At 66.6% G+C, this 20,048-nt stretch carries 18 protein-coding genes; 9 read left to right on the top strand and 9 right to left on the bottom strand.

The genetic code is table 11. The annotated features are described in order from the left end of the window. Positions 1–77 precede the first annotated feature (77 nt). Positions 78–770 (top strand): LuxR C-terminal-related transcriptional regulator, encoded by a 693-nt coding sequence (locus ACZ5YA_RS24685; RefSeq protein WP_306634425.1) that lies wholly within the window; start codon positions 78–80, stop codon positions 768–770. Then, positions 767–2,629, top strand: a complete 1,863-nt coding sequence (locus ACZ5YA_RS24690; protein ID WP_464091359.1) for a sensor histidine kinase — start codon at positions 767–769, stop codon at positions 2,627–2,629. The genes ACZ5YA_RS24685 and ACZ5YA_RS24690 overlap by 4 nt, the downstream gene beginning before the upstream one ends. A 7-nt stretch (positions 2,630–2,636) precedes the next feature. Here ACZ5YA_RS24690 and ACZ5YA_RS24695 read toward each other — a convergent pair whose 3' ends face one another. Then, the gene (locus ACZ5YA_RS24695; protein WP_464091360.1) at positions 2,637–3,026 is read right to left on the bottom strand and encodes a SecDF P1 head subdomain-containing protein; all 390 of its coding nucleotides are present in this window, start codon (positions 3,024–3,026) and stop codon (positions 2,637–2,639) included. Between the two features lie 196 nt (positions 3,027–3,222). Here ACZ5YA_RS24695 and ACZ5YA_RS24700 point away from each other — a divergent pair, with 196 nt between their 5' ends. From ACZ5YA_RS24700 to ACZ5YA_RS24710, 3 genes are all read left to right on the top strand, one after another. Then, on the top strand, positions 3,223–3,705 hold the full coding sequence (locus tag ACZ5YA_RS24700; protein ID WP_059378114.1) for a hypothetical protein: 483 nt from the start codon (positions 3,223–3,225) through the stop codon (positions 3,703–3,705). 128 nt (positions 3,706–3,833) lie between these two features. Continuing rightward, positions 3,834–4,202 carry a hypothetical protein gene (locus ACZ5YA_RS24705; protein ID WP_223283298.1) on the top strand — a complete coding sequence of 123 codons (369 nt, stop codon included), beginning with the start codon at positions 3,834–3,836 and terminating at the stop codon, positions 4,200–4,202. Between the two features lie 326 nt (positions 4,203–4,528). Continuing rightward, entirely contained in the window at positions 4,529–6,784 is a 2,256-nt protein-coding gene (locus ACZ5YA_RS24710) for a TonB-dependent receptor (RefSeq protein ID WP_464091361.1), read from the top strand. A gap of 51 nt (positions 6,785–6,835) precedes the next feature. Here ACZ5YA_RS24710 and ACZ5YA_RS24715 read toward each other — a convergent pair whose 3' ends face one another. From ACZ5YA_RS24715 to ACZ5YA_RS24735, 5 genes are read right to left on the bottom strand one after another with little or no spacing between them, the layout of a single operon-like run. Then, positions 6,836–7,867, bottom strand: a complete 1,032-nt coding sequence (locus tag ACZ5YA_RS24715) for a Bug family tripartite tricarboxylate transporter substrate binding protein (protein ID WP_306634416.1) — start codon at positions 7,865–7,867, stop codon at positions 6,836–6,838. A 59-nt stretch (positions 7,868–7,926) separates the two neighbouring features. After that, a complete protein-coding gene (locus tag ACZ5YA_RS24720) occupies positions 7,927–8,700 on the bottom strand; it encodes an SDR family NAD(P)-dependent oxidoreductase (RefSeq protein ID WP_464091362.1) in 774 nt (257 codons plus the stop codon). Continuing rightward, positions 8,697–9,416: an SDR family NAD(P)-dependent oxidoreductase gene (locus tag ACZ5YA_RS24725; RefSeq protein ID WP_059378109.1), complete on the bottom strand. Its 720-nt coding sequence runs from the start codon at positions 9,414–9,416 to the stop codon at positions 8,697–8,699. The genes ACZ5YA_RS24720 and ACZ5YA_RS24725 overlap by 4 nt, the downstream gene beginning before the upstream one ends. A gap of 10 nt (positions 9,417–9,426) precedes the next feature. Further along, positions 9,427–10,323 carry an isocitrate lyase/PEP mutase family protein gene (locus tag ACZ5YA_RS24730; RefSeq protein ID WP_464091363.1) on the bottom strand — a complete coding sequence of 299 codons (897 nt, stop codon included), beginning with the start codon at positions 10,321–10,323 and terminating at the stop codon, positions 9,427–9,429. A gap of 21 nt (positions 10,324–10,344) precedes the next feature. Next, the gene (locus ACZ5YA_RS24735) at positions 10,345–11,067 is read right to left on the bottom strand and encodes a GntR family transcriptional regulator (RefSeq protein WP_059378105.1); all 723 of its coding nucleotides are present in this window, start codon (positions 11,065–11,067) and stop codon (positions 10,345–10,347) included. Positions 11,068–11,365: 298 nt separating this feature from the next. Between ACZ5YA_RS24735 and acnA the strand changes: the two genes are divergently transcribed. Genes acnA through ACZ5YA_RS24755 form a run of 4 tightly spaced genes read left to right on the top strand, consistent with a single transcriptional unit; the run spans position 11,366 to position 17,216 of the window. After that, on the top strand, positions 11,366–14,065 hold the full coding sequence (gene acnA / locus ACZ5YA_RS24740; protein ID WP_464091364.1) for an aconitate hydratase AcnA: 2,700 nt from the start codon (positions 11,366–11,368) through the stop codon (positions 14,063–14,065). 30 nt (positions 14,066–14,095) lie between these two features. Continuing rightward, positions 14,096–15,457, top strand: a complete 1,362-nt coding sequence (locus tag ACZ5YA_RS24745; RefSeq protein ID WP_464091365.1) for a dihydroorotase — start codon at positions 14,096–14,098, stop codon at positions 15,455–15,457. Between the two features lie 33 nt (positions 15,458–15,490). Further along, positions 15,491–16,216 carry an isochorismatase family protein gene (locus ACZ5YA_RS24750; protein ID WP_059378098.1) on the top strand — a complete coding sequence of 242 codons (726 nt, stop codon included), beginning with the start codon at positions 15,491–15,493 and terminating at the stop codon, positions 16,214–16,216. 7 nt (positions 16,217–16,223) lie between these two features. Then, positions 16,224–17,216, top strand: a complete 993-nt coding sequence (locus ACZ5YA_RS24755; protein WP_464091366.1) for a CobW family GTP-binding protein — start codon at positions 16,224–16,226, stop codon at positions 17,214–17,216. A 30-nt stretch (positions 17,217–17,246) separates the two neighbouring features. Here ACZ5YA_RS24755 and ACZ5YA_RS24760 read toward each other — a convergent pair whose 3' ends face one another. The 3 genes from ACZ5YA_RS24760 to ACZ5YA_RS24770 are packed head-to-tail and all read right to left on the bottom strand — an operon-like array spanning position 17,247 to position 19,967. Next, a complete protein-coding gene (locus ACZ5YA_RS24760; RefSeq protein ID WP_464091367.1) occupies positions 17,247–18,050 on the bottom strand; it encodes an N-acyl homoserine lactonase family protein in 804 nt (267 codons plus the stop codon). Then, positions 18,047–19,279: an alpha/beta fold hydrolase gene (locus tag ACZ5YA_RS24765; RefSeq protein ID WP_464091368.1), complete on the bottom strand. Its 1,233-nt coding sequence runs from the start codon at positions 19,277–19,279 to the stop codon at positions 18,047–18,049. The genes ACZ5YA_RS24760 and ACZ5YA_RS24765 overlap by 4 nt, the downstream gene beginning before the upstream one ends. Continuing rightward, positions 19,224–19,967 (bottom strand): GntR family transcriptional regulator, encoded by a 744-nt coding sequence (locus ACZ5YA_RS24770; RefSeq protein ID WP_464091369.1) that lies wholly within the window; start codon positions 19,965–19,967, stop codon positions 19,224–19,226. Before ACZ5YA_RS24770 ends, ACZ5YA_RS24765 begins: the two co-directional genes overlap by 56 nt. Positions 19,968–20,048 lie beyond the last annotated feature (81 nt).

The following is a 20,048-nucleotide window of genomic DNA, read 5'->3' on the forward strand; positions in this document are numbered from 1 at the left end:
TACCAACTTCCAGGGATATCCGGTTTCGCGCGGCTGAGACATAGTTCAGGCTGGGCAATTCCGCCCGCCCTCATCCGATGACCGCCCACATGCTTGCTTCCGAGTCGACCCTGCCTGCCCCGGTGCTGCTGGTGGAGGACGAACCCCTGATCTGCCGCCGGCTGGAAGGCCTGCTGCTGCAGCTTGGCTATGCGCCGGAGGCGCTGGTGTTTGCCGCCACGCTGGCGCAGGCGCGCGAGCAGCTCGCCAGCCAGCCGTTTGCGCTGGCGCTGGTCGACCTGGGCCTGCCCGACGGCAATGGCATCGATCTGATCGCCGAGATGCACGCGGAGGATTCCAGCCTGGCGATCCTGGTGATTTCAGCATGGAGCACGGAAGACGCAATTCTTGCCGCGCTGCGCGCGGGCGCCACGGGCTATGTGCTCAAGGAGCGCGACGACCTGGAGGTGTCCCTGTCCATCCGCAGCGTGCTGCGGGGCGGGGCCCCGATCGATCCCTTCGTGGCCAGGCGCATCATCGAAGAACTGCGCCCCAGACGGGCCGAACGTGCCGACGAGGCTGCGGACGAATCCGTCGAAACCCTGAGTCCGCGCGAAAGCCAGATCCTGCGGCTGGTCTCCGAGGGACTGGGAAACCGCGAGATCGCCGAGGAGCTGCATCTGTCGCGCTACACCGTCGAATGCCACGTCAAGCACATCTACCGCAAGCTCGCGGTCTCCTCGCGGACGCGGGCCATACACGCGGCGCGCACGCGCGGCTTGCTCGATTGAAGTGGCTGGCCGCCCTGTGGTTGGCGCTATGGCTGGCGCCGGCGTGGGCCCAGCAGCCTGCTGACGCCTGTACGGCGCAGGTACTGTCGGTGCAGGTCGCCAAGGGCGGAGACGATGGCCGGCGTCCGGAGTCGGCGCAATGGCAGGCGGTGGAGCTGCCCGACGATTGGAGCGCCCGTTGGCCGGGATATAGCGGCACCGCCTGGTACCGGATCGGTTGGACGCGCAGTTGCGCCGGCGCGGCGCCCGGCCAGGTGGCCCTGGCGCTGGAATCCGTCGTCATGGCGGGCGAGGCCTATATCAACGACGAACGGATCTGGAGCGATCCGCACCTGACAGAACCGCTGTCGCGCAGCTGGAACATGCCGCGTTACTGGGTGATTCCCGATGCCTTGCTGCATCCGGGCGAGAACACCTTGTGGATCCGCGTGGTCGGCGTGGCGGGGCAGACGCCCGGCCTGGGGCCGGTGCATCTGGGCGGGCAGTGGACGGTGTTGCAGCAGTACGAAGACCTGTGGTGGCGCAACCGCACGCTGTTCACGCTCAACCTGATCGTCTCGGCCGTCCTGGGCGGCTTGTGCTTCTTCATCTGGCTCATGCGGCGCGAACAGCGCGCCTTTGGCTGGTACGCGCTGATGGCCCTGTTCTGGGTGCTGTTCATCGCCAACGTGCTTGTGACCAGTCCCTGGCCGTTCTCCGACAGCCTGACGGCGGCCCGGGCCAACATCATGGTGTTGGTGCTGTACGTCGCCTGCTTCTGTGTCTTTACGTGGCGCTTTGGCGGGCAGTCCGTGCCGCGCATCGAGAAGGCGCTGTGGCTGCTGGCGGCCGTGCTGCTGGCGGCGATGGCCTTCGTGCCGCAGCGGCATCTGGCGGAGGTGCAACTGGGCGTGGTGCTGATCGTGTCCGCGATCTTCTTCGCCAATTGCCTGCAATTCCCGGTGCACGCGTGGCGTACCCGCCGACCCGAGCACGCCATGCTGGCGGCTTGCCTGCTGGTTTTCGTTGCAGCCTGCGCCCACGATCTGCTGCGGGTGCTGAGGCTCATCGACAGCGATACAACCTATACGCCTTTCACCAGCGTGGTGGTCATGCTATGCATGTCCGCGGTGCTGGGGCTGCGCCATGCGCGCAGCGTGCGCCGCATCGAGCGCTTCAACCAGGAGCTGGCCAGCGGCATCGAGCAGGCGCGCACCGAACTCGCCACCACGTTGGAACGCGAACATGCGTTGGCGCTGACAAACGCCCGGCTTCAGGACCGGCTGCAGATCGCGCACGATCTGCACGATGGGCTGGGCGGCTCCTTGGTCCGCATGATGGCCGTGGTGGAGCAGGCCAGCGCACCGCTGCACAGCCAGCAGTTTCTTTCCATGCTCAAGCTGTTGCGCGATGACCTGCGGCAGACCATAGACAGCGGTTCCAGCGCGGGCGTCACGGTGCCGGCCACGCCGCGGGAATGGATAGCGCCGTTGCGTCACCGCTTCATGCAGCTGTTCGACGAGCTGGACATCAGCGCCACCTGGCGGGTGCCGGAACTATGGCGCACGCCGCCCAGCGCCCTGCAATGCATGGCGTTGACGCGGCTGGTTGAGGAATCGCTGGTGAATGTGCTCAAGCACAGCCGCGCCCGGCGCGTGGAGCTGGAGCTGCGGCAGTCCGAATCCGACCACCTCGAACTGCGCATCGAGGATGACGGCGTCGGCTTTGACGTGGCCGCGGTGCTGCGCGCGGGCATCAGCGTGGGCATGCGCAGCATGCATACCCGCATCGCCAGGGTAGGGGGCGCGCTGGAGGTTGCGTCGCAGCCGGGACGGACCGCGCTGACCGCCACGCTGGGGCTGCGCGCGCCTCAGGCTTGATGGCTGGTCACTTCGCGGTGTTTTCGTCGTCCACCGTCAGGCCACCGCTTTTCATGATGCTCTGGGCGATTTCCTCCGCGGACTTGCCGGCAAAGCCATGTTCCCCCGCTGTGATGCGGAAGCTGTCGCCCTCAAGGGGGCTTTGCAGCGTGGCGGACGACAGCAACACGCCGCCTGAACGCAGCTGGATGCGCTTGCCCACGCGGTCGCGGGTGAAGTCGGCCAGGGCCTGGCGGCTTTCGGGTTTCAGCTCGACGTCCACTGTCCTGGCGGTGGTTTGCGGGTCGGCGCCGGCAGTGGCCCGCGCCACCTGCAGCACGACCGTTTCCGCGTAGGCCGCGCAGGGCAGCAGCAGCGCAAGCGCGGCCGCGCGGGCGAGTTGTCTCATTGATGGCATGGCAAGCTCCTTCTGATGGACATCCTGGCCTGGCCCCATTTGAGGGCTCGGGCGGGTTCCTACATCCTAGCGCATGTATCGCGGGCTGATCTCCGGCGCAAATCGGACCAGCGCGAGCACGCAATGGGCGCTATGCTTCGCGGCGCAAGGTTCAGCGCGGCATCCGCCGTGCGATCCATACGAAGAGAGTCGAAACATGTCGAACATCACTGCCGGCGCGACGCCGCTTGCCGCGCTCTACCAACATGTGGTTCAGGAAGAGTTGGGCCTGGTCGCCCGGGTCGACGAAGAGGGCGACGTCCTGTTCCGCCATCCCGAACTGGGCACCCTGTATTTCAGCCTGACCGCCGATGATCCGGAGTTTCTGCGCCTGGTCTATCCGTCTTTTGTGGATGCGGCCGACATAGGCCTGGGCCGCGCCGAGCTGCTGGAGATCATCAATACGGTCAACAATCGCTGCAAGGCGGTGAAGCTGTACATCACGCAGGGTAGCGGAGACCCGGTGACGAACCGCGTTTCGGCTGCGATCGAGAGCTTTGTGGCGGCACCCGACGCGCTGCCCTCGGAGGCCTTGCTGCGCGGCATCGTCGCGCGTTGCCTGTCGGCGATCCGCCATAGCGCCGCCGAGACGCTGCGGGAAGCCGGCGTGCTGAAGCCGGCGGACGAAAGCGCGCACTGATGCTGCGTAATGATCCCGGATCAAGACCGGGTCCCACGAAGGAGAGTCTCATGGCGGTGCGAGGAATTTGGTTTGCGGCCTGCTTGTCGTTGAGCGGCGTTGTCCATGCGGGATCTGCACCCGCCGAATTGAACTGCGTATCCGAAAGCGGCAAGGTCAAACTGGAAGGCGCGATCCCATCACCATCGTCCGAGGAAATGAAGCTGAAGCTGAGCTACGCGGACGGCAGCCTGACGTTCGACTCGGATGCGACCCAGGGTTTCGTGGTGGCGGACTTTCCGCAGTCCGTATTCACGCTGGTGATCGCGGCCCAGGGCCAGCCGCTCACGCTGTACGCCATGCCGTCCAGCCTGACGGTGAAGCGGGAAAGCAATGGCGACGCCGCCGGCAAGTTTCAGGCCAAGCTGATGGCGCCGCGGCCGCGCAGCGTGTCGGGCGTGCAGGCCGATACGCCGCTGAAGGCCACCCTCAACTGCGAGTACCGGTACTCGCTGTAAGGTTGGGCGACGCGTGGCTGGGAGTCTGTCCAGCCCCTTTCCCCAGAGGATTCGATCTCTGGAGAAAGGGGCTTTTTTCATGCGCAAAGCCTGAGGATGAGCGCCAATGCGAGCGTGCTGTGAACAGATTGATGCGCACGGATTGTTGCTATCGCGCCGCATTATGGTCTTTTGATCCTGCCAAATTCCACAAAATTGACAATTTTCTGAATAAATCCTGACTATTTGTTGAATGTAAAAATAAGAATGAATATCATTGGCACTCTTAAAAAACCAAGACCGCGCTGATAGCGCAGCCGCCGCGGGGCGGTTTCTGACAGAGTCCAATGAACAAAGCAGATACATCGACGGCCCATGCCAAGGCCGGTGGGAACACTTCGACCTCCATCTATGCCGCGGTGTGCGGCGCGCTGATGTCGCCGGGCCTGGCCCTGGCGCAGGGCAGCGTGGCGCCAGGCGCCGTGCACGAACTGTCGCCGGTGCACGTGCAGGGGCAAGCGGTCAGCGATGGCTACGAAGCCAACATCGCCTCGTCGCCCAAGATGACGGCGCCCCTGCTGGACACGCCGCGTTCGGTCACCGTGATCACCGAACAGCTGATGCGCGACCGCGCCGCGACTTCGCTCATGGATGTGTTGCGCACCGCCCCGGGCATTACCTTCGGCGCCGGCGAGGGCGGCACGCCCACCGGCGACCGGCCCTTCGTGCGCGGCTACGAAGCGAGTACCGACATGATGGTCGACGGCATGCGCGACCTGGGCCGTTTCTCGCACGAGACCTTCAACCTGGAGTCGGTCGAGATCCTGAAGGGGCCAAGTTCCGCATACTCCGGCCGCGGTTCGACCGGCGGCAGCATCAACCTGGTCAGCAAGAGCCCCAAGCTGGAGAACTTCGCGGAAGGCACCGTCGGCGTGGGCACCGACGACAACTGGCGCCTGACCGGCGACGGTAACTGGGCGCTGGGCGAAAGCTCGGCATTCCGCCTGAATTTCATGAAGCAGGGCGGCGACATCCCGGGCCGCGACCACGTCGAGACCGACCGCTGGGGCGTGGCGCCCTCGTTCTCGTGGGGGCTGGGCACGCCGACGCAAGTCACGCTCAGCTACTACCATCTGCAGAACGACGACACGCCCGACCTGGGCATTCCGTTCAAGAACGAGTCGCGCCCGGACCGCGTCACGCCGCCCAAGGTGGATCGCAACAACTACTACGGCCTGATCGGCCGCGACTACCGCAAGAACCAGGCCGACATGACCACCCTGATGGTCGAGCACAAGTTCAGCGACAAGCTGAAACTGCGCAACGGCACGCGCTATAGCGAGTCCACCAACGAATACGTGATGACGCGCCCGTCCTTCGACAATTGCGCGGCGCGCGTGGGCGGCAGGCCCAACCCCGCCTATGGCGTGGCGCCGTGCTCGAACGAGGCGGACGGCGTGAAGATGAGCAAGGCGCTGCGCAGCCTGAACCAGACCAACCGCTCCTTCATCAACCAGACCGACATGTTTGGCGAATTCACCGCCGGCGGCCTGCGGCACAGCTATGTGGCCGGCCTGGAGTTCAGCACCGAGACGATCAGCAAGCGCGACGGCGTGCCCTCGGGCGGCTTCGACAAGACCCTGCAGGACGACCTGTACAACCCCAATCCCCGCCAGCCGTATACCGGCAGCCTGCGCTGGGGGCCGCGCTACGATGCCGCCAAGACCATTACGCGCGCGGCCTACGTGTTCGACACGGTCAAGTTCAGCGAGCAATGGGAAGCCAACGCCGGCCTGCGCTATGACAACTACCGCGTGACCAGCGGCAACGTCGAGCGCACCGACAACATGTGGAACTACCAGCTGGGTCTGGTCTACAAGCCCGCGCCCAACGGCAGCATCTACGTGTCCTACGGCACCTCGTCCAACCCGTCCGGTGAAACGGCGGGCCAGTCCGGCGGCGCGGACGGCGCGGCAGGCGGCCGCCTGACCGCGGGCACCGCGGCGTTGGCGCCTGAAAAGAGCCGCAGCATCGAGCTGGGCACCAAGTGGGACGTGTTCGACGAGCGCCTGTCGCTGACGGCGGCGGTGTTCGAAACCCGCAAGACCAATGCCCGCAGCTCCGATCCCATCACGGGCGATGTGACGCTGTCCGGCAGCAACCGCGTGCGCGGCATCGAGCTGGGCGTGGCGGGATCCATCACGCCCAAGTGGCAGGTCTGGGGCGGCTACAGCTACATGGACCCCAAGGTCACCAGCTACCAGAGCGGCGGCACCGACTACAGCGGCAATCAGATGAAGTTCATTGCCCGCCAGAGCGCCAGCCTGTGGACTACCTACAAGTTCCTGCCGGAGCTGACGGTGGGCGCGGGCGCCACCTACACGGGCAAGCGCTATGTGGACGATGCCAACGTTTATCAGCTGCCGTCCTACTGGCGCTACGACGCGATGGCGGCCTATCAGTTCAACAAGAACTTCGGCCTGCAGCTGAACCTGAACAACCTGACCGACGAGACCATCTACGAGGCTTCGCACGTGGGCCTGTTCAGCTACGTGGCGCCCGGCCGTTCGGCGATGCTGACCGCCACGTTCCGCTACAACTGATGCGCATCACGCCAGCGCCGCAGCTGCGGCGCTGGCGTCGTGCATGCCGCCTTAGTCGATGCGCGCGCCGGAGATCTTGACGGCCTCGGCCCACTTCGCGATTTCCTGCCGCACAAAAGCCTGGAACTGTTCGGGCGTGGAAGGCGTGAATTCACTGCCGGAAGCGGCGAGCTTCTCCTTGGTCTTGGGATCGGCCATGACCTCGCGCATGTCCGCCGAGATCTTCTCCACCAGCGGCTTGGGCGTACCCTTGGGGGCGAAGAAGCCCGACCAGGGCGGAGCGGCGTAGCCGGGGAAGCCTTGTTCGGCCACCGTGGGATAGTCGGGCGCGCTGGCGAAGCGTCCCGCCGTGGTCAGCGCCACGATCTTCAGCTTGCCGCTCTTGGCATAGGCCTGCACCGCGGGCAGGCCGGTGACGCCTACCTGGATCTGGCCGCCCAGCAGGTCGGTCACCATCGGCGCGCTGCCGCGGTAGGGAATGTGGGAAATCTCGAACTTGCCCTGGTTCTTGATCAGCTCCATGCCCAGGTGCGATGCTGTGCCGTTGCCGTCCGAGCCGTACGAATAGTGCGCATCGGGCTTTTTCAACAGCGCGATGAGTTCCTGGAGATTGTTGGCCGGCACGTCGTTGTTGACGATGATGGCATTGGGATACAACGTGGCCTGCGTGATGGCCTCGAAATCCTTGACCGGGTCATAGCGCATGTTCTTGTAGAGCGACGTATTGATGCCGTGCGAACCCGTCACGCCCAGCACCAGGGTGTAGCCGTCGGGCGCGGCGCGCGCCACGTATTCCGAACCGACGTTGCCGCCTGCGCCGGGCTTGTTTTCCACCACCACGGGTTGTCCCCACTTCTTGGACAGGCCTTCGGCCACCAGGCGAGCGGTGATGTCGGTGGCGCCGCCGGCCGGGAAGGGTACGACGATGGTGACCGCACGGTTGGGAAAGTTGTCCGTGCCCTGCGCAAAGACGGGGGCGGCGGCCAGCCCGAAGGCACCGGCAAGCAGCGCCAGCATGCTGCGGCGCAGGGCCGGACGCGCCGGGCGTCCGTGCGTTGCGGAGGTGGTGGTGATGTGCTTCATGGTTCTACCCCTTGCTGTGTGATGTAAGTCTTGTGTGAAGTCGATGGTGGCGGCCGGAGCTATAGCGCGGTGTAGCCGCCGTCCGCGCGTATGTCCGTGCCCGTGATGAACGAGGCGGCGTCGCTGATCAGGAAAACTGCGGTCTGTGCGATCTCCTCGGCCGTGCCGAGGCGTCCGGCTGGGTACTTGGCCGCCAAGGCGGCGCCGGCGGCCTGTGCGCTGCCATAGCGCGCGACCAGCCTGCTGGTCAGGACCGCGCCCGGCGACAGGCTCAAGGCGCGGATGCCATCGGCCGCGTGATCCACGGCGATGGCGCGCGCCAGCGCGATCAGACCGGCCTTGCTGGCGCCATACGCGCCACGGCCCGGCGCGGCCACGCTGCCCAGCTGCGAGGCGATGTTCAACACGACGCCGCCGCCCGCCTGCGCCATGTGGGGGATGGCGCATCTGCTCATCAGCCACGCGCCCGTCAGGTTCACGTCCAGCGCCTGGCGCCATTGTTCAAGCGTCAGGTCCGCGATCTTGTTGCCCGGCGTGACGGTGGCGGCGTTGTTCACCAGGGCGTGGATCGCGCCCCAATGCGTGGCCGTTTTTTCGACGGCTTCGCGCGTCGCTTGCGCGTCCGTCACGTCGCAGGCGATCGCCAGCATCTGGGTGTCAGGTGCAGCGAGGGTCTGGCGGGTTTGCGCGAGCAGTTCCGAGTCGCGGTCCAGCAAGGCCACGCGGGCGCCGGCAAGCAGGCATTGCGCCGCGATCGCCTGGCCCAATCCGCCGGCCGCGCCGGTCAGGATCACGACCTTGCCATGCAGCGTGGGTGCGTTCGCCTGCGTCATAGCGGCATCGCTCCCAGCGAGGCGCCGCCGCAGACGTAGAGCGTCTGTCCGGTGATGGCGCCTGCCTGCGCGCCCAGGAAGAAGGCAATGGCCGCAGCGACTTCGCCCGCGTCGATCAGGCGGCCCAGCGGCAGCTCCACCTGCGGCGGAGCGCCGCGCTTGGGATCGCGCAGCATGGGCGTGTCGACCGCGCCGGGCGCGACGACGTTGACGGTGATGCCGCGCACGATGAGTTCGGCGGCCAGGCTGCGCGCCAGGCCGATCTGGGCGGATTTGGTCGCGGCATAGGCCAGGCGCTGCGCGCGGCCCAGCACGGCGCGGCTGGACACCAGCACGATGCGGCCGCGGCTGTCCGGCAGTTGTGGCGCCAAGGCGCGGACCAGCGCCATCGGCGCCGCTCCGTGCAGTTGCCAAAGCCAGTCCGCGTCTTCCGGGCGCGTGTCCAGCGCGCCGCCGGTGCGCACGGCGCCGGCGCAATGCGCCAGCGCCGTCGGGGCGCAGCCGTCCAGCAGCGCGCATAGACCGCGCAAGGCGGCGGCGTCGGTCAGATCGCACACCAGATGGCGATACTGTCCATGGCCTTTGATTGCCGCCGGCGCGATGTCCACGCCCGTCACCTGCCAGCCGGACGCGAGCAGCAGTTCAGCCAGCGCCAGGCCGATGCCCGACGACGCGCCCGTCAGGACGCAATGCGCCTGCGCATTCCGCTCAGTCATGGCGATGCGCTCAGTCGGCGAGCGTCGTCAGGCGTTTTTCCATGGCGCGCATCTGCTCGTAGCCCATCAATTGCATGATGTCTTCGATGCCAACCAGCAAGTCGGGACGGTCGGCCGGCTCGCCGCTGGCGATCACGCCCTGCATCACCTGCAGCGCCTGGCGCATGCCGTAAATGGCGGCGGCCGGCAGCATGCGCGGCAGGCTGATGCGCTTGACGCCGATTTCCTTCAGGCGCGGCAGGGGAATCAGCGGCGTGGTGGGACGGTTGCGGATGCCGAATCCCATGTTGATGCTGACCGGAATGCCGGCGGCGTCCACCAGGCGCTTGATGTCGTCCTCGGTGCGCACGGCGTCTGGGAACAGCATGTCGGCGCCGGCCTGAGCGTAGGCGCGGGCGCGCTTGACCGCGCCTTCGATGCCCTCGATCGCGAGCGAGTCGGTGCGGGCGATGATGACGAAGTCATCGTCGCGCCGCGCCAGGCAGGCGGCTTCGATCTTCTTGACCATTTCCGCTTCGCTCACCACGTCCTTGCCGGGCATGTGGCCACAGCGCTTGGGGCTGACCTGGTCTTCGAGGTTGATGCCGGCAACGCCGGCTTCCTCGAACATCTGCACCGTGTGGTAGACGTTCACCGGGTTGCCGTAGCCGGTGTCGGTGTCAGCCGTGAGGGGGATGGAAACGGAGCGCGCCAGATGACGGCAGTGGGTGACGTTTTCCGACAGGCCCATCACGCCGATGTCGGCGATGCCCAGCAGTGCGTTGGACACTGCCGCACCGCTGGTGCAGGCGGTCTTGAAACCCGCGGCCTCGACCAGGCGGATGCTGTATCCATCGTACACGCCGGGGGAGACGATGAAGGGTTCGTTCTTCAGCAATTGCCGGAACTGGTGGCGCGGGTTGTGCATGTCGTACTGCTCCAAAGAGTGTCAGGCAGCGGAGACGGGGTGCCCGGCGATGCCGGACGCCCCTTCCGCCAGATGTTCAAAAAGGTGTTGCGCCGCGCGTTCGATGTGCGAGCGCATGAGCGATTCCGCCAATTCGGCGTCGCGTGCGCGGATCGCGCGCAGGATCTGCCAATGTTCGGCATAGGCGTCGTCCTTGCGCTCCAGCACGGTGCCGGAGTGCCGGCGGTAGACGCGCAGCAGGTGATAGAGGTCGCCGCAAAGGGCGTTGATGATGCGGTTGTTGCCGCTGGCCCGCACGATGCGCTCATGGAAGTCGAAGACCCGCGGCGCGGGGGCGCCGCCATTGGCCGCTGCCAGGCGCCGCTGGCGGTCCTGTTCCAGCTCGGCCAGCAGCTGCGCGATTTCTTCGTCGCTCATGCGGCGGGTGGCCAGATTGCAGGCCACGCCTTCCAGTGCCATGCGCATCTGGAACAGTTCCAGCGCGGATTCCGCCGACAGCGTCACCACGCGCGCCTTGATGTAGGGCTCGCGCGTGATCAGCTGAATCCCTTGCAGGCGGCGCACGGCCTCACGCACCGGACCGCGGCTGACGCCGAATTCCTGCGCCAGCGCGACTTCATTGATGACGCTGCCCGGGGCCAGCCGGCCCTGGTAGATCGCGTCCAGCACCTGGTCGAAAACGACGTCGGCCAGGGGGCCGGAGGCGTCGTCCTTGATGGCGATGGAGGTCGTGGCGATGTTCATAGTGTTGACAGCCTATCAAAGGAATTTAAAAAGTGTCAACTCTTTTGGAGTTGGATTGGGTGTGAAATCGATGCCAGATCGGCGGCATCGCCATGGATGTTTTGGCTATTTTACCGATGTTGTAAGGTGTTATCCCTAAGCCTCCGATGAGGCTCCATCTATTTACACTTCACTTGCGTAAGGCAAAAACTGTTTTTGATGGGTCTCTATCTGATTTTGAATAATGCGATAGTGTTGACACTATTCTTTCGTAAGCCGTAAGATGGCCTCAGTTGAGATTTTCCCGATTACCGCTGCCATGATCCAGTCTTTCTCCTGTTGCGGCAGGACGCTGCGCTACGCGGACCTGTCCGCCGCGGCCCAAGCCGCGGGGCGTGACATTCACGCATATCCCTATGTCATCCGCGTGCTGCTTGAGAACCTGCTGCGTCATCGCGCCTGGGGCGCCGCCGTGTCCGACGAAGAGATCGGCAGGCTCTGGGATTGGCGCGAGCATGCCGGCGCCGACCTGCCGCTGCACGTGGCGCGTGTGATCCTGCCGGATTCCAGCGGCCTGCCGGTACTGCAGGACCTGGCGGCGTTGCGCGACGCGGTGGCCCAGGCGGGCGGGGACGCGGCGCGGGTGGACACCCGGATTCCCGTGGACCTGATCGTGGACCATTCCCTGCAGGTCGACCATTGGGGCGACGACGGCGCGGTGCAGCGCAACCTGCGCCGCGAGTTCGAGCGCAACGACGAGCGCTACCGCTTCCTGAAATGGGCGCAACAGGCCTACAAGGGACTGCGGGTCATCACGCCGGGCATCGGCATCATCCATCAGGTCAACCTGGAGTACCTGGCGCCGGTGGTCGCGCGCCAGTCACGGTCGGATGGCGACTGGGCCTATCCCGATTTCGTCATCGGCGGCGACTCGCACACGCCGATGGTCAACGCCCTGGGCGTGTTGGGCTGGGGCGTAGGCGGCATCGACGCCGAGGCGGCGCTGCTGGGGCATGCCTATACGTTTCCGATCCCGGAGGTCGTGGGGGTGCGGCTGCGCGGCGCCATCGAGGCGCCCGCACTCACCACCGACGCCGCCCTGCTGATCACGCAGCAGTTGCGCGCGGCGGGCGTGGTGGGCTGCATGGTCGAATTCTTCGGCCCTGCGGCACAGGCGCTCGGCGTGCCGGAACGCGCCACCATCGCCAACATGGCGCCCGAGTACGGCGCCACTTGCGGCTTTTTCCCGATAGACGCCCGCACGCTGGACTATGCCCGCATGACCGGGCGCAGCGACGAGCAGCTGGCGCTGATCGAAGCCTATGCCCGCGCCAACAGCCTGTGGCGCGATGCCGGCGAGGTCGTACCCGTCTATAGCCGGGTGATAGAGATCGACCTGTCGGCCGCGCGTCCCAGCGTGGCGGGGCCGCGACGGCCGCAAGACCGCATGGACGTGGGCGAGGTCGCGGCGGACTTCCGCCACCGCCTGGGCCAGCCCCTGGCCGAGGGCGGATTCGGCGTGGACGCCGACGCGTTGGTCGCGTATCCGCCCAGCCGCGCTTCCCTGGGCCATGGCTCGGTGGCGCTGGCGGCCATCACCTCCTGCACCAATACGTCCAATCCAGGCGTGATGCTGGCCGCCGGCCTGGTCGCAAAAAAAGCGTTGGCGCTGGGCCTGACGCCGCCTGCCTGGGTCAAGCGTTCGCTGGCGCCGGGTTCGCGCGCGGTGACGCGCTACCTGGAATCCGCCGGCCTGCTGCAAGCCCTGCAGGCGCAAGGTTTCCACGTGATCGGCTACGGCTGCACCACTTGCGGCGGCAAGTCCGGTCCTTTGGAGACGACGGCGGCCGATGCCATCACCGAGGGCGGCCTGGTGGCGGCGGCCGTGCTGTCCGGCAACCGCAATTTCGAAGGCCGCATTCACAAGCTGCTGCGCGCCAACTACATTGGCTCTCCCGCCATGGTGGTGCTGTACGCGCTGGCCGGCAGGATAGACCTGGACTTCGAACGCGAACCGCTGGGGCCGGGCGCCGATGGCGCGCCCATCTATCTGCGCGATGTCTGGCCCAGCCAGGAAGAGATCGCGGCCCTGCTGCCGCTGGCCGCGGATCCGGTCTTGTTCGCCGAGGTCTATGACCCGGCGAGCCTGGACAGCGCGATCTGGCGCGACCTGCCGGCACCCTCGGGGCTGCGCTTTCCCTGGGACCCGGAATCGCAATACCTGGTCGAGCCGCCATTCTTCAGGACCGAGCCCGGCCGCGATGCCCTGGCCGACCTGGAGTCCAGCCTGACGCACGGCCGTGTGCTGGCCGCGTTCGGCGATTCGCTGACGACCGACCACATCTCGCCCAGCGGTGAGATCCCGACGGATACGCCGGCTGGCGCGTACCTGATCGGCAAGGGCGTGGCGCCGCGCGATTTCAATACCTATGTGGCGCGCCGCTGCAATCACCATGTGATGACCCGCGCCACCTTTGCCAACATCCGCATCAAGAATGCACTGGTACCGGACATGGAGGGCGGCGTGACGCGCCATTTCCCCAGCGGACAGCGCATGGCGGTGGTCGACGCGGCCGAGGCTTACCGCGCCGAGGGTGTGGCCAGCGTGATCCTGGGCGGCAAGGACTACGGCATGGGCAGCAGCCGCGACTGGGCCGCCAAGGGTTCGGCGCTGCTGGGCGTGCGCGCCGTGATCGCGGAATCGTTCGAACGTATCCACCGGGCGAATCTGGTGGGCATGGGGGTGTTGCCGCTGGCTTTCGCCCCGGGCGAGGGTTGGCGCCAGTTGGGCCTGACGGGGGCGGAAACCCTGCGTTTCGACAACGTGGCTAATGGTGTGCGCAAGGGCGAGCCCATCACCGTCGTCGCCGAAGACGGCGAGCGCCGCATCGTCTTCCAGGCCTATGCCCAGGTGCTCACTCGCGCCGAACGCAAACTCATGGCGGAGGGCGGCATCCCCGCCAGCGTCCTCAACGGATTCTTGAACGACACGCAGGCCGCGGACGCGGCCCATTGCTGAAAACACGCATCTATCGGGAAAAACCACATCATGCTGGATCTGCTACTTACCAACGCCAGACTGTACTTGCCTCAGCAGGGGCTGACCGAAGGCGTGCTCGGCGTCATCGACGGCCGGATTGCCATCATTGCCGAGCCGGGCGCGCAGTTCGAGTCCCGTGAGACCATAGATTGCCAGGGCTTGTGGGTACTGCCGGGACTGATCGATCCGCACGTGCATTTCGGCTTCGGCTCGCCAGAGACCGACTTCGAAACCGAGTCGCGCTTCGCCGCCCTGGGCGGCACAACCTCCGTGCTGTCGTTTCATCGCTCGGCGGATATCCGCGAATCCTTCGATAAGGTGCGCGATCGCGCCTTGTCGCAGAGCTGCGTGGATTTCGGCTTCCATTTCGGCATCACCAGCAATCTGCACGTGGAGACGCTGGAGGAAATCTCGCGCCGCTTCAACGTGAATTCCTACAAGCTCTACATGATGTACAAGGGCGCCGCAGGGCTGTCCAAGGGCTTCACCGATATCGACGACGGTCTGCTGTATTCAGCGCTGCGCGCCACCGCGGCGATCCCGGGCGCGATCATGGGCGTGCATTGTGAAAACGTAGAAGTGATTCCGGTCCTGCGGGACCCGCTGCGCGCCGCCGGCCGCGACGACCTGAAGGCCTGGAACGAACAGAGCCCGGACTTCCTGGAAGCGGAGAACGTGCACCGCGTCTGCTACTTCGCATCCAAGACCGGCGCCGCGGTCAACATCGTGCACCTGAGCAGCCGCGAGGCGCTGGACGAGGCGCGGCGCCACCGCCGCACGCCCGACGCGCCGCCGATCTACGTCGAGACCTGCCCGCACTACCTGTTCCTGAATGACGAATCGCCCGCCGGGACTTATGCCAAGGTCAATCCGCCGGTGCGCGGCCAGGCCGATGTGGATGCGATGTGGGAGGGCGTGCTGGACGGTTCCATCACCACCATCGGCACCGACCACGTGCCGCGCAAGCGCGCCACCAAGGACACCGACATCTGGGCGGCCAGCAACGGTTTTCCCGGCACCGGCCTGATGCTGCCGATTTTGCTGCACGAGGGTTATCACCGCCGTGGCGTGCCGCTGGAAACGCTGATGAAGGTCGGCACGGAGAACTCCGCCCGCATCTATCGCATGCCGGCCAAGGGCAGCATCGAGATCGGCAAGGATGCCGACCTGGTGCTGGTGGATTCGGACCTGGAGCGCACCGTCGATCCCGCTGCGCTCGAATCCAATTCCGATTACTCGCCCTACGAGGGCATGACCCTGAAGGGCTGGCCCGTGCGCACGTTGGTGCGCGGGCGCACCGTGGCGCTGGACGGCCGCATTACCGACGCCGCGCGCAGCAATCCGGGCGGCCGCTATCTCAAGCGTCTTTGAACTGAACCTACTCTCTTTCTGGCAGGCATTACCATGAGCGAAACCAAGCGAATCTGGGACGATTTTCTGACCGAGCGCGACAAGCAGGTGCTGGCGCAGGCCGGCTATGGCAAGCGCGGCGGCTTCGGCAAACGTCCGGCCCTGTTCATCATCGACGTGCAGTACAACTTCTGCGGCGACACGCCCCAGGACATCCTGGAAGGACTGAAGCAGTACCGCACCCATTGCGGCCGCGAGGCCTGGGACGCGGTGGCGCACATCGTGCCGCTGCTGGAGCTGGCGCGCGACAAGAACATACCGGTCTTCTATACCGAAAGCGGCCGCCGCGCCGATCTGCTGGACAGCGGCGTGCAAGTGGGCAAGAACCATCGCGGCGGCGAGAAGACCGTGCTCGCCAATACCCACGCCACGCAGACCGTGGAGCCGCTGGCGCCGCGGCCGCAGGACATCCGCATCACCAAGCAGAAGCCGTCCTGCTTCTTCGGCACCATCTTCATGAGCCACCTGAACTTCCTGGACGTGGACACCCTCATCCTGGTGGGCTGCACGTCTTCGGGATGCCTGCGCGCCACCACGGTGGATGCCTACTCGTACAACTTCAAGGTCATCATTCCCGAAGAGGCTGCGTTCGACCGCTTCCAGGCCAGCCACGCGATGAGCCTGTTCGACCTGAACTGCAAGTACGCCGACGTGATTCCGTCGCGCGAAGTGCAGGACTATCTGCGCAACCTGCCCGCACCCGCCGCGGAACAGGCCTGAGCTGCCCATGCCCACGACCGCCGGACCGTTGCCGGTCTACCTGCTGACGGGCTTCCTGGGCAGCGGCAAGACCACGCTGCTGTCGCGCCTGGTGCGCAGCCCGCGCTTTGCCGACACGGCGGTGGTCATCAACGAGTTTGGCGAGATCGGCCTGGACCACATGCTGGTGGGCCGCGCCGACGATACCGACGTGGTGCTGCTGGATTCCGGCTGCCTGTGCTGCGCGGCGACCAGTTCGCTGCAGGATACGCTGGAGTCGCTCTATTACCGGCGCCAGCGCGGCGAGATCCCCGCGTTTACGCGGGTGGTGGTGGAAACCTCGGGGCTGGCGGATCCCTGCCCGGTCATCAACACGCTGGCGGCGGATCCGCTCATTGCCCGCCACTACCGCTTCGGCGGCGTGGTGGCGACGGCGGACGCGCTGCATGGCCTGCCGACGCTGGACGCCTACCGCGAAGCCAGCACCCAGATCGCCATCGCCGACCGCATCGCGCTGACCAAGACCGATCTGGCCGATGAGGCCGCCGTGGGCGCACTGCGCGTTGCGCTGCGCGGCTACAACGCCAGCGCGCCCATTCGCCCCGTGTCGCCGGACACCGTGGATGAGGACGCGCCCGCGCTGTTCGACGGACTGCGCGCCGAGCATCTGGATGTTGCGGCGCTGCACGCGGCGCCAACCGCGGGGCCGCTGGCGCACGTGTTGCGCTACGGCATCGTGTCCTACGCCTTTACCCAGAGCCGGCCGGTGGGTTGGGAGGACTATGCGCGCTGGACCCGGCACATGCAGCGCCAGGTCGGCGACCGGCTATTGCGTGCGAAGGGGCTCTTGCTCTGGACGGACGGGACCCTGCGGGCCGTCCACGGCGTGCGCCATGTCTTCTCGGTGCCCGAGCCTGTGGAAGGAGCGGATGGCGCGCAGCGGGCGGGCGCCATGGTCCTCATCGTGCAGGACATGTCGGCGGAAGACGTGGACGAGGCGATCCGGCCGCTGGGCTTGTGATGCCGCGCCGCTGGCGCGAAACGCCAGCATTCAGGGGCGCGCGCCGTGGCCCAGGTGCAGCGCCACCACTTCGGTATCCGCGCCGCTCAGGCCCGGATACCGCGTCCTGACCAGAGGATCGTGTCCTGGCACGATGTGGTCGGGAGATTCCGCGAATTTCAGCAGGATCTCGTAGCCCGCCAGCATGTCGGCCACGTTGTGGACGATGGGAAAGGGCGCATCGCGGCCCATGTTGTCGTAGTAGTGGCTGGCGTCGGAGGCCAGCACCATCCAGCCGCGCGCGGTGTGCACGCGCACCGCCTGCAGCCCGCGGGTGTGGCCGCCGATGTGCAGCAACTGCAGGCCGGGCGCGATCTCGTCGTGGCCGTGGTAGAAGGCCACGCGCTTGTCGTACACGCCCCGCACCACGTCCACCACGTCTTCCACCGCATAGGCGTGGCGCAGCATGTCGAAGCGCATATTGCAGCCGCAGGCGTAATGCAGCTCGCTTTCCTGCAGATGCAGGCGGGCTTGCGGCAGCTTGCGGATGTTGCCGGCGTGGTCGTAGTGCAGATGCGTGACGATGACGTCGCGGATGTCGGCGGGCGCGATGCCAAGTTTCGCCAGCGCCTCTATTGGGCAGCGCAGGAACTCGCGGCCACGGGCGCGCGCAGCCTCTTCATTGAATCCCGTGTCCACCAGGTAGGCGCGCGCGCCGTCGCGGATGACCCAGACGAAATAGTCCATCGGCATGGGGCCGTCGTGCGGGTCGGGCGGCGTGATGAAGTTCTGGCTGCGCTGCCGCGCCACCGTGGCGTAGCGCAGGGCGTAGACCTCGTAGTTGGGCAGCGTCATGCGATGGCTCCGTGATTGCGCAGGCGGTCCAGCTCGGGCCGCAGATAGTCCATGAGGCGTTGCGGGTTCTCGACCATGGGGAAATGTCCCAGTTCCGGCATGGCCTGAAAGCGCGCGCCGGGAATCAGGGCCGCGACCCGGCGGGAATCCTCGGGGCTGGCCGAATAATCGTAGGCGCCAGTCAGCAGCGATATGCCGAAGGCATCGGCGTTGAGGCCGGCCAGGTGCTCGGCGGCGTTGAAATCTTCGCTGTAGAACCAGAGATCGTTGGCATAGACATTGAAGCCGCCCTGCGAGTAGATCCAGGCCGCGTCGCGCCGCGCCTGCAGGGTGGAAGCCGGTCCCATCAGGCCGCGCACGTAGGCGGGGTTGTGCGCCGCCTGGTTGACCTGGGGGTGGCACAGCATGGGGGTGCGCCGTCCAGCGGCCTTATAAGGAGCCTCCAGCGCGACCACGCCGGCCACGTCGGCGGGGCTGCTTGCCGCGACCACCAGCGCCATCGCCGCGCCCATCGAGCAGCCCAGCAGCGCCGCCGGCGCGCCCGCGATCTGGCGGATCACCGCCAGGCAGGTCTGCAGATAGGCGTCGCGCGTGAGACCTTCAGCGGTCCAGGCCTGGCCGGACAGGGGCATGCTGCGCCCGTGCCCGGGCATGTCGAAGGCGATCATGCGCCATTGCCGTCGCAGTTCGGGATCGGCCATCAGCGCATGGTACTGGCGGGAGTCCGCGCCCGCCGTGTGCAGCATCAGCAGTGGGGGGCCGGCGTCGAGGCCGCTGGTTTCATAGTAGAGAGAGGTCCGGGCCGGGCCGATATCGAGGGTGGCGTAGGCGCCGGAAATCGGGCTGCGGTCCAGCCATTCGGGAGTGGCGGCGAGCTGGCCGCGCAGGATCTCGAACAGCCGTTCCAGCGGGTGCAGGGCCTGGGCGACGGCTAGCGCGTCGCCGCTGACGCGCAGGCCGTGCGCCTGGCGGCGGGCCGCGGTGAAGGAGTGGTAGCCCGGGGGCGGGGTGTCGCAGAGCAGCTTGTGCCAGGTTTCGGGCGGCGCGCTGACGACAATGCATTGCGAGGGGGCGGCGGGCTGGCCTGCCCAGGCCGCGATTCTTTCATCGGGCGCGGGTCCTGCTTGCAGCCAGATGGCGCAGGGCAGGCCGCGCGCGGCCAGGATGAATTCGCTATCCTGCTGAGCCAGGGCTGCCCCGGCCTTTAGTTTCTGGACGATCGCCTTCACTGTCGGATGTCTCCTGTTGCTGGCGCTTGAGCACTTCGAGCGCGGTGCGTTCCGCGTTCACGATATGGCTCTGCGCCGCGCTTTGCGCGCCTTGCGGATTCCGAGCCCGGATGCGCTCGAAGATCAGGTCGATTTCGGCCATGCTTTCCGGCAGGCGGTCGGCGCGCGCGAACGAGGTGGCGCGCAGCAGATTGATGCGCGACAGCAGGCCCGGCAGCATGTCCTTGACCAGGTCGTTGTCGCAGCCGCTCAGCAGCACGTCGTAGAAGTCGCGCTTGGCCGCCAGCAGGGCCGCCTTGTTGCTGCCCTTGGCCTGGCGGTGCAGGGCGTCCACCGCCTTGCGCAGGCGTTCGACGTCGGCATCGCTTGCCAGCCTGGCGAATTCATGCGCGGCGTAGCCTTCCAGCAGGGCGCGCAGGGCATAGAGGTCGTGGGCCGCTTTTTCGGTGATGCGCACCACGGTGGGGCCGCGGTGCGGTTCGATGGAAATCAGGCGCTCGGCCTCCAGGGTGCGCAGCGCCTCGCGCAGCGTGCTGCGGCTGATGCCGAGCTGATCGCACAGTTCCTGTTCGCGCAGGCGTTCTCCGCCCTTGATCCGTCCGTCCATGATGGACGCGCGCAGGAATTCCTCCACGCGGGTGCGCAGGGTGCCGGGTTTTTCGAATACCGCGCCTGTCGGGCTGGCCATGGCTGTCTCTCGCTTAAGCTGGCGGCGGGCCGGCGCGCCGGCGCAGGCTCATGGCCGCGCCGCGGCGAACCGCCGTGTCTA

Source organism: Achromobacter sp. JCM 18799 (assembly GCF_055395645.1).

Excerpts from the sequence above, each read along its gene's own strand:
- ACZ5YA_RS24685 (WP_306634425.1), top strand. The coding sequence starts at position 78 with ATGACCGCCCACATGCTTGCTTCCGAGTCGACCCTGCCTGCCCCGGTG.
- ACZ5YA_RS24695 (WP_464091360.1), bottom strand. The coding sequence starts at position 3,026 with ATGCCATCAATGAGACAACTCGCCCGCGCGGCCGCGCTTGCGCTGCTG.
- ACZ5YA_RS24700 (WP_059378114.1), top strand. The coding sequence starts at position 3,223 with ATGTCGAACATCACTGCCGGCGCGACGCCGCTTGCCGCGCTCTACCAA.
- ACZ5YA_RS24710 (WP_464091361.1), top strand. The coding sequence starts at position 4,529 with ATGAACAAAGCAGATACATCGACGGCCCATGCCAAGGCCGGTGGGAAC.
- ACZ5YA_RS24715 (WP_306634416.1), bottom strand. The coding sequence starts at position 7,867 with ATGAAGCACATCACCACCACCTCCGCAACGCACGGACGCCCGGCGCGT.
- ACZ5YA_RS24720 (WP_464091362.1), bottom strand. The coding sequence starts at position 8,700 with ATGACGCAGGCGAACGCACCCACGCTGCATGGCAAGGTCGTGATCCTG.
- ACZ5YA_RS24725 (WP_059378109.1), bottom strand. The coding sequence starts at position 9,416 with ATGACTGAGCGGAATGCGCAGGCGCATTGCGTCCTGACGGGCGCGTCG.
- ACZ5YA_RS24730 (WP_464091363.1), bottom strand. The coding sequence starts at position 10,323 with ATGCACAACCCGCGCCACCAGTTCCGGCAATTGCTGAAGAACGAACCC.
- ACZ5YA_RS24735 (WP_059378105.1), bottom strand. The coding sequence starts at position 11,067 with ATGAACATCGCCACGACCTCCATCGCCATCAAGGACGACGCCTCCGGC.
- acnA (WP_464091364.1), top strand. The coding sequence starts at position 11,366 with ATGATCCAGTCTTTCTCCTGTTGCGGCAGGACGCTGCGCTACGCGGAC.
- ACZ5YA_RS24745 (WP_464091365.1), top strand. The coding sequence starts at position 14,096 with ATGCTGGATCTGCTACTTACCAACGCCAGACTGTACTTGCCTCAGCAG.
- ACZ5YA_RS24750 (WP_059378098.1), top strand. The coding sequence starts at position 15,491 with ATGAGCGAAACCAAGCGAATCTGGGACGATTTTCTGACCGAGCGCGAC.
- ACZ5YA_RS24755 (WP_464091366.1), top strand. The coding sequence starts at position 16,224 with ATGCCCACGACCGCCGGACCGTTGCCGGTCTACCTGCTGACGGGCTTC.
- ACZ5YA_RS24760 (WP_464091367.1), bottom strand. The coding sequence starts at position 18,050 with ATGACGCTGCCCAACTACGAGGTCTACGCCCTGCGCTACGCCACGGTG.
- ACZ5YA_RS24770 (WP_464091369.1), bottom strand. The coding sequence starts at position 19,967 with ATGGCCAGCCCGACAGGCGCGGTATTCGAAAAACCCGGCACCCTGCGC.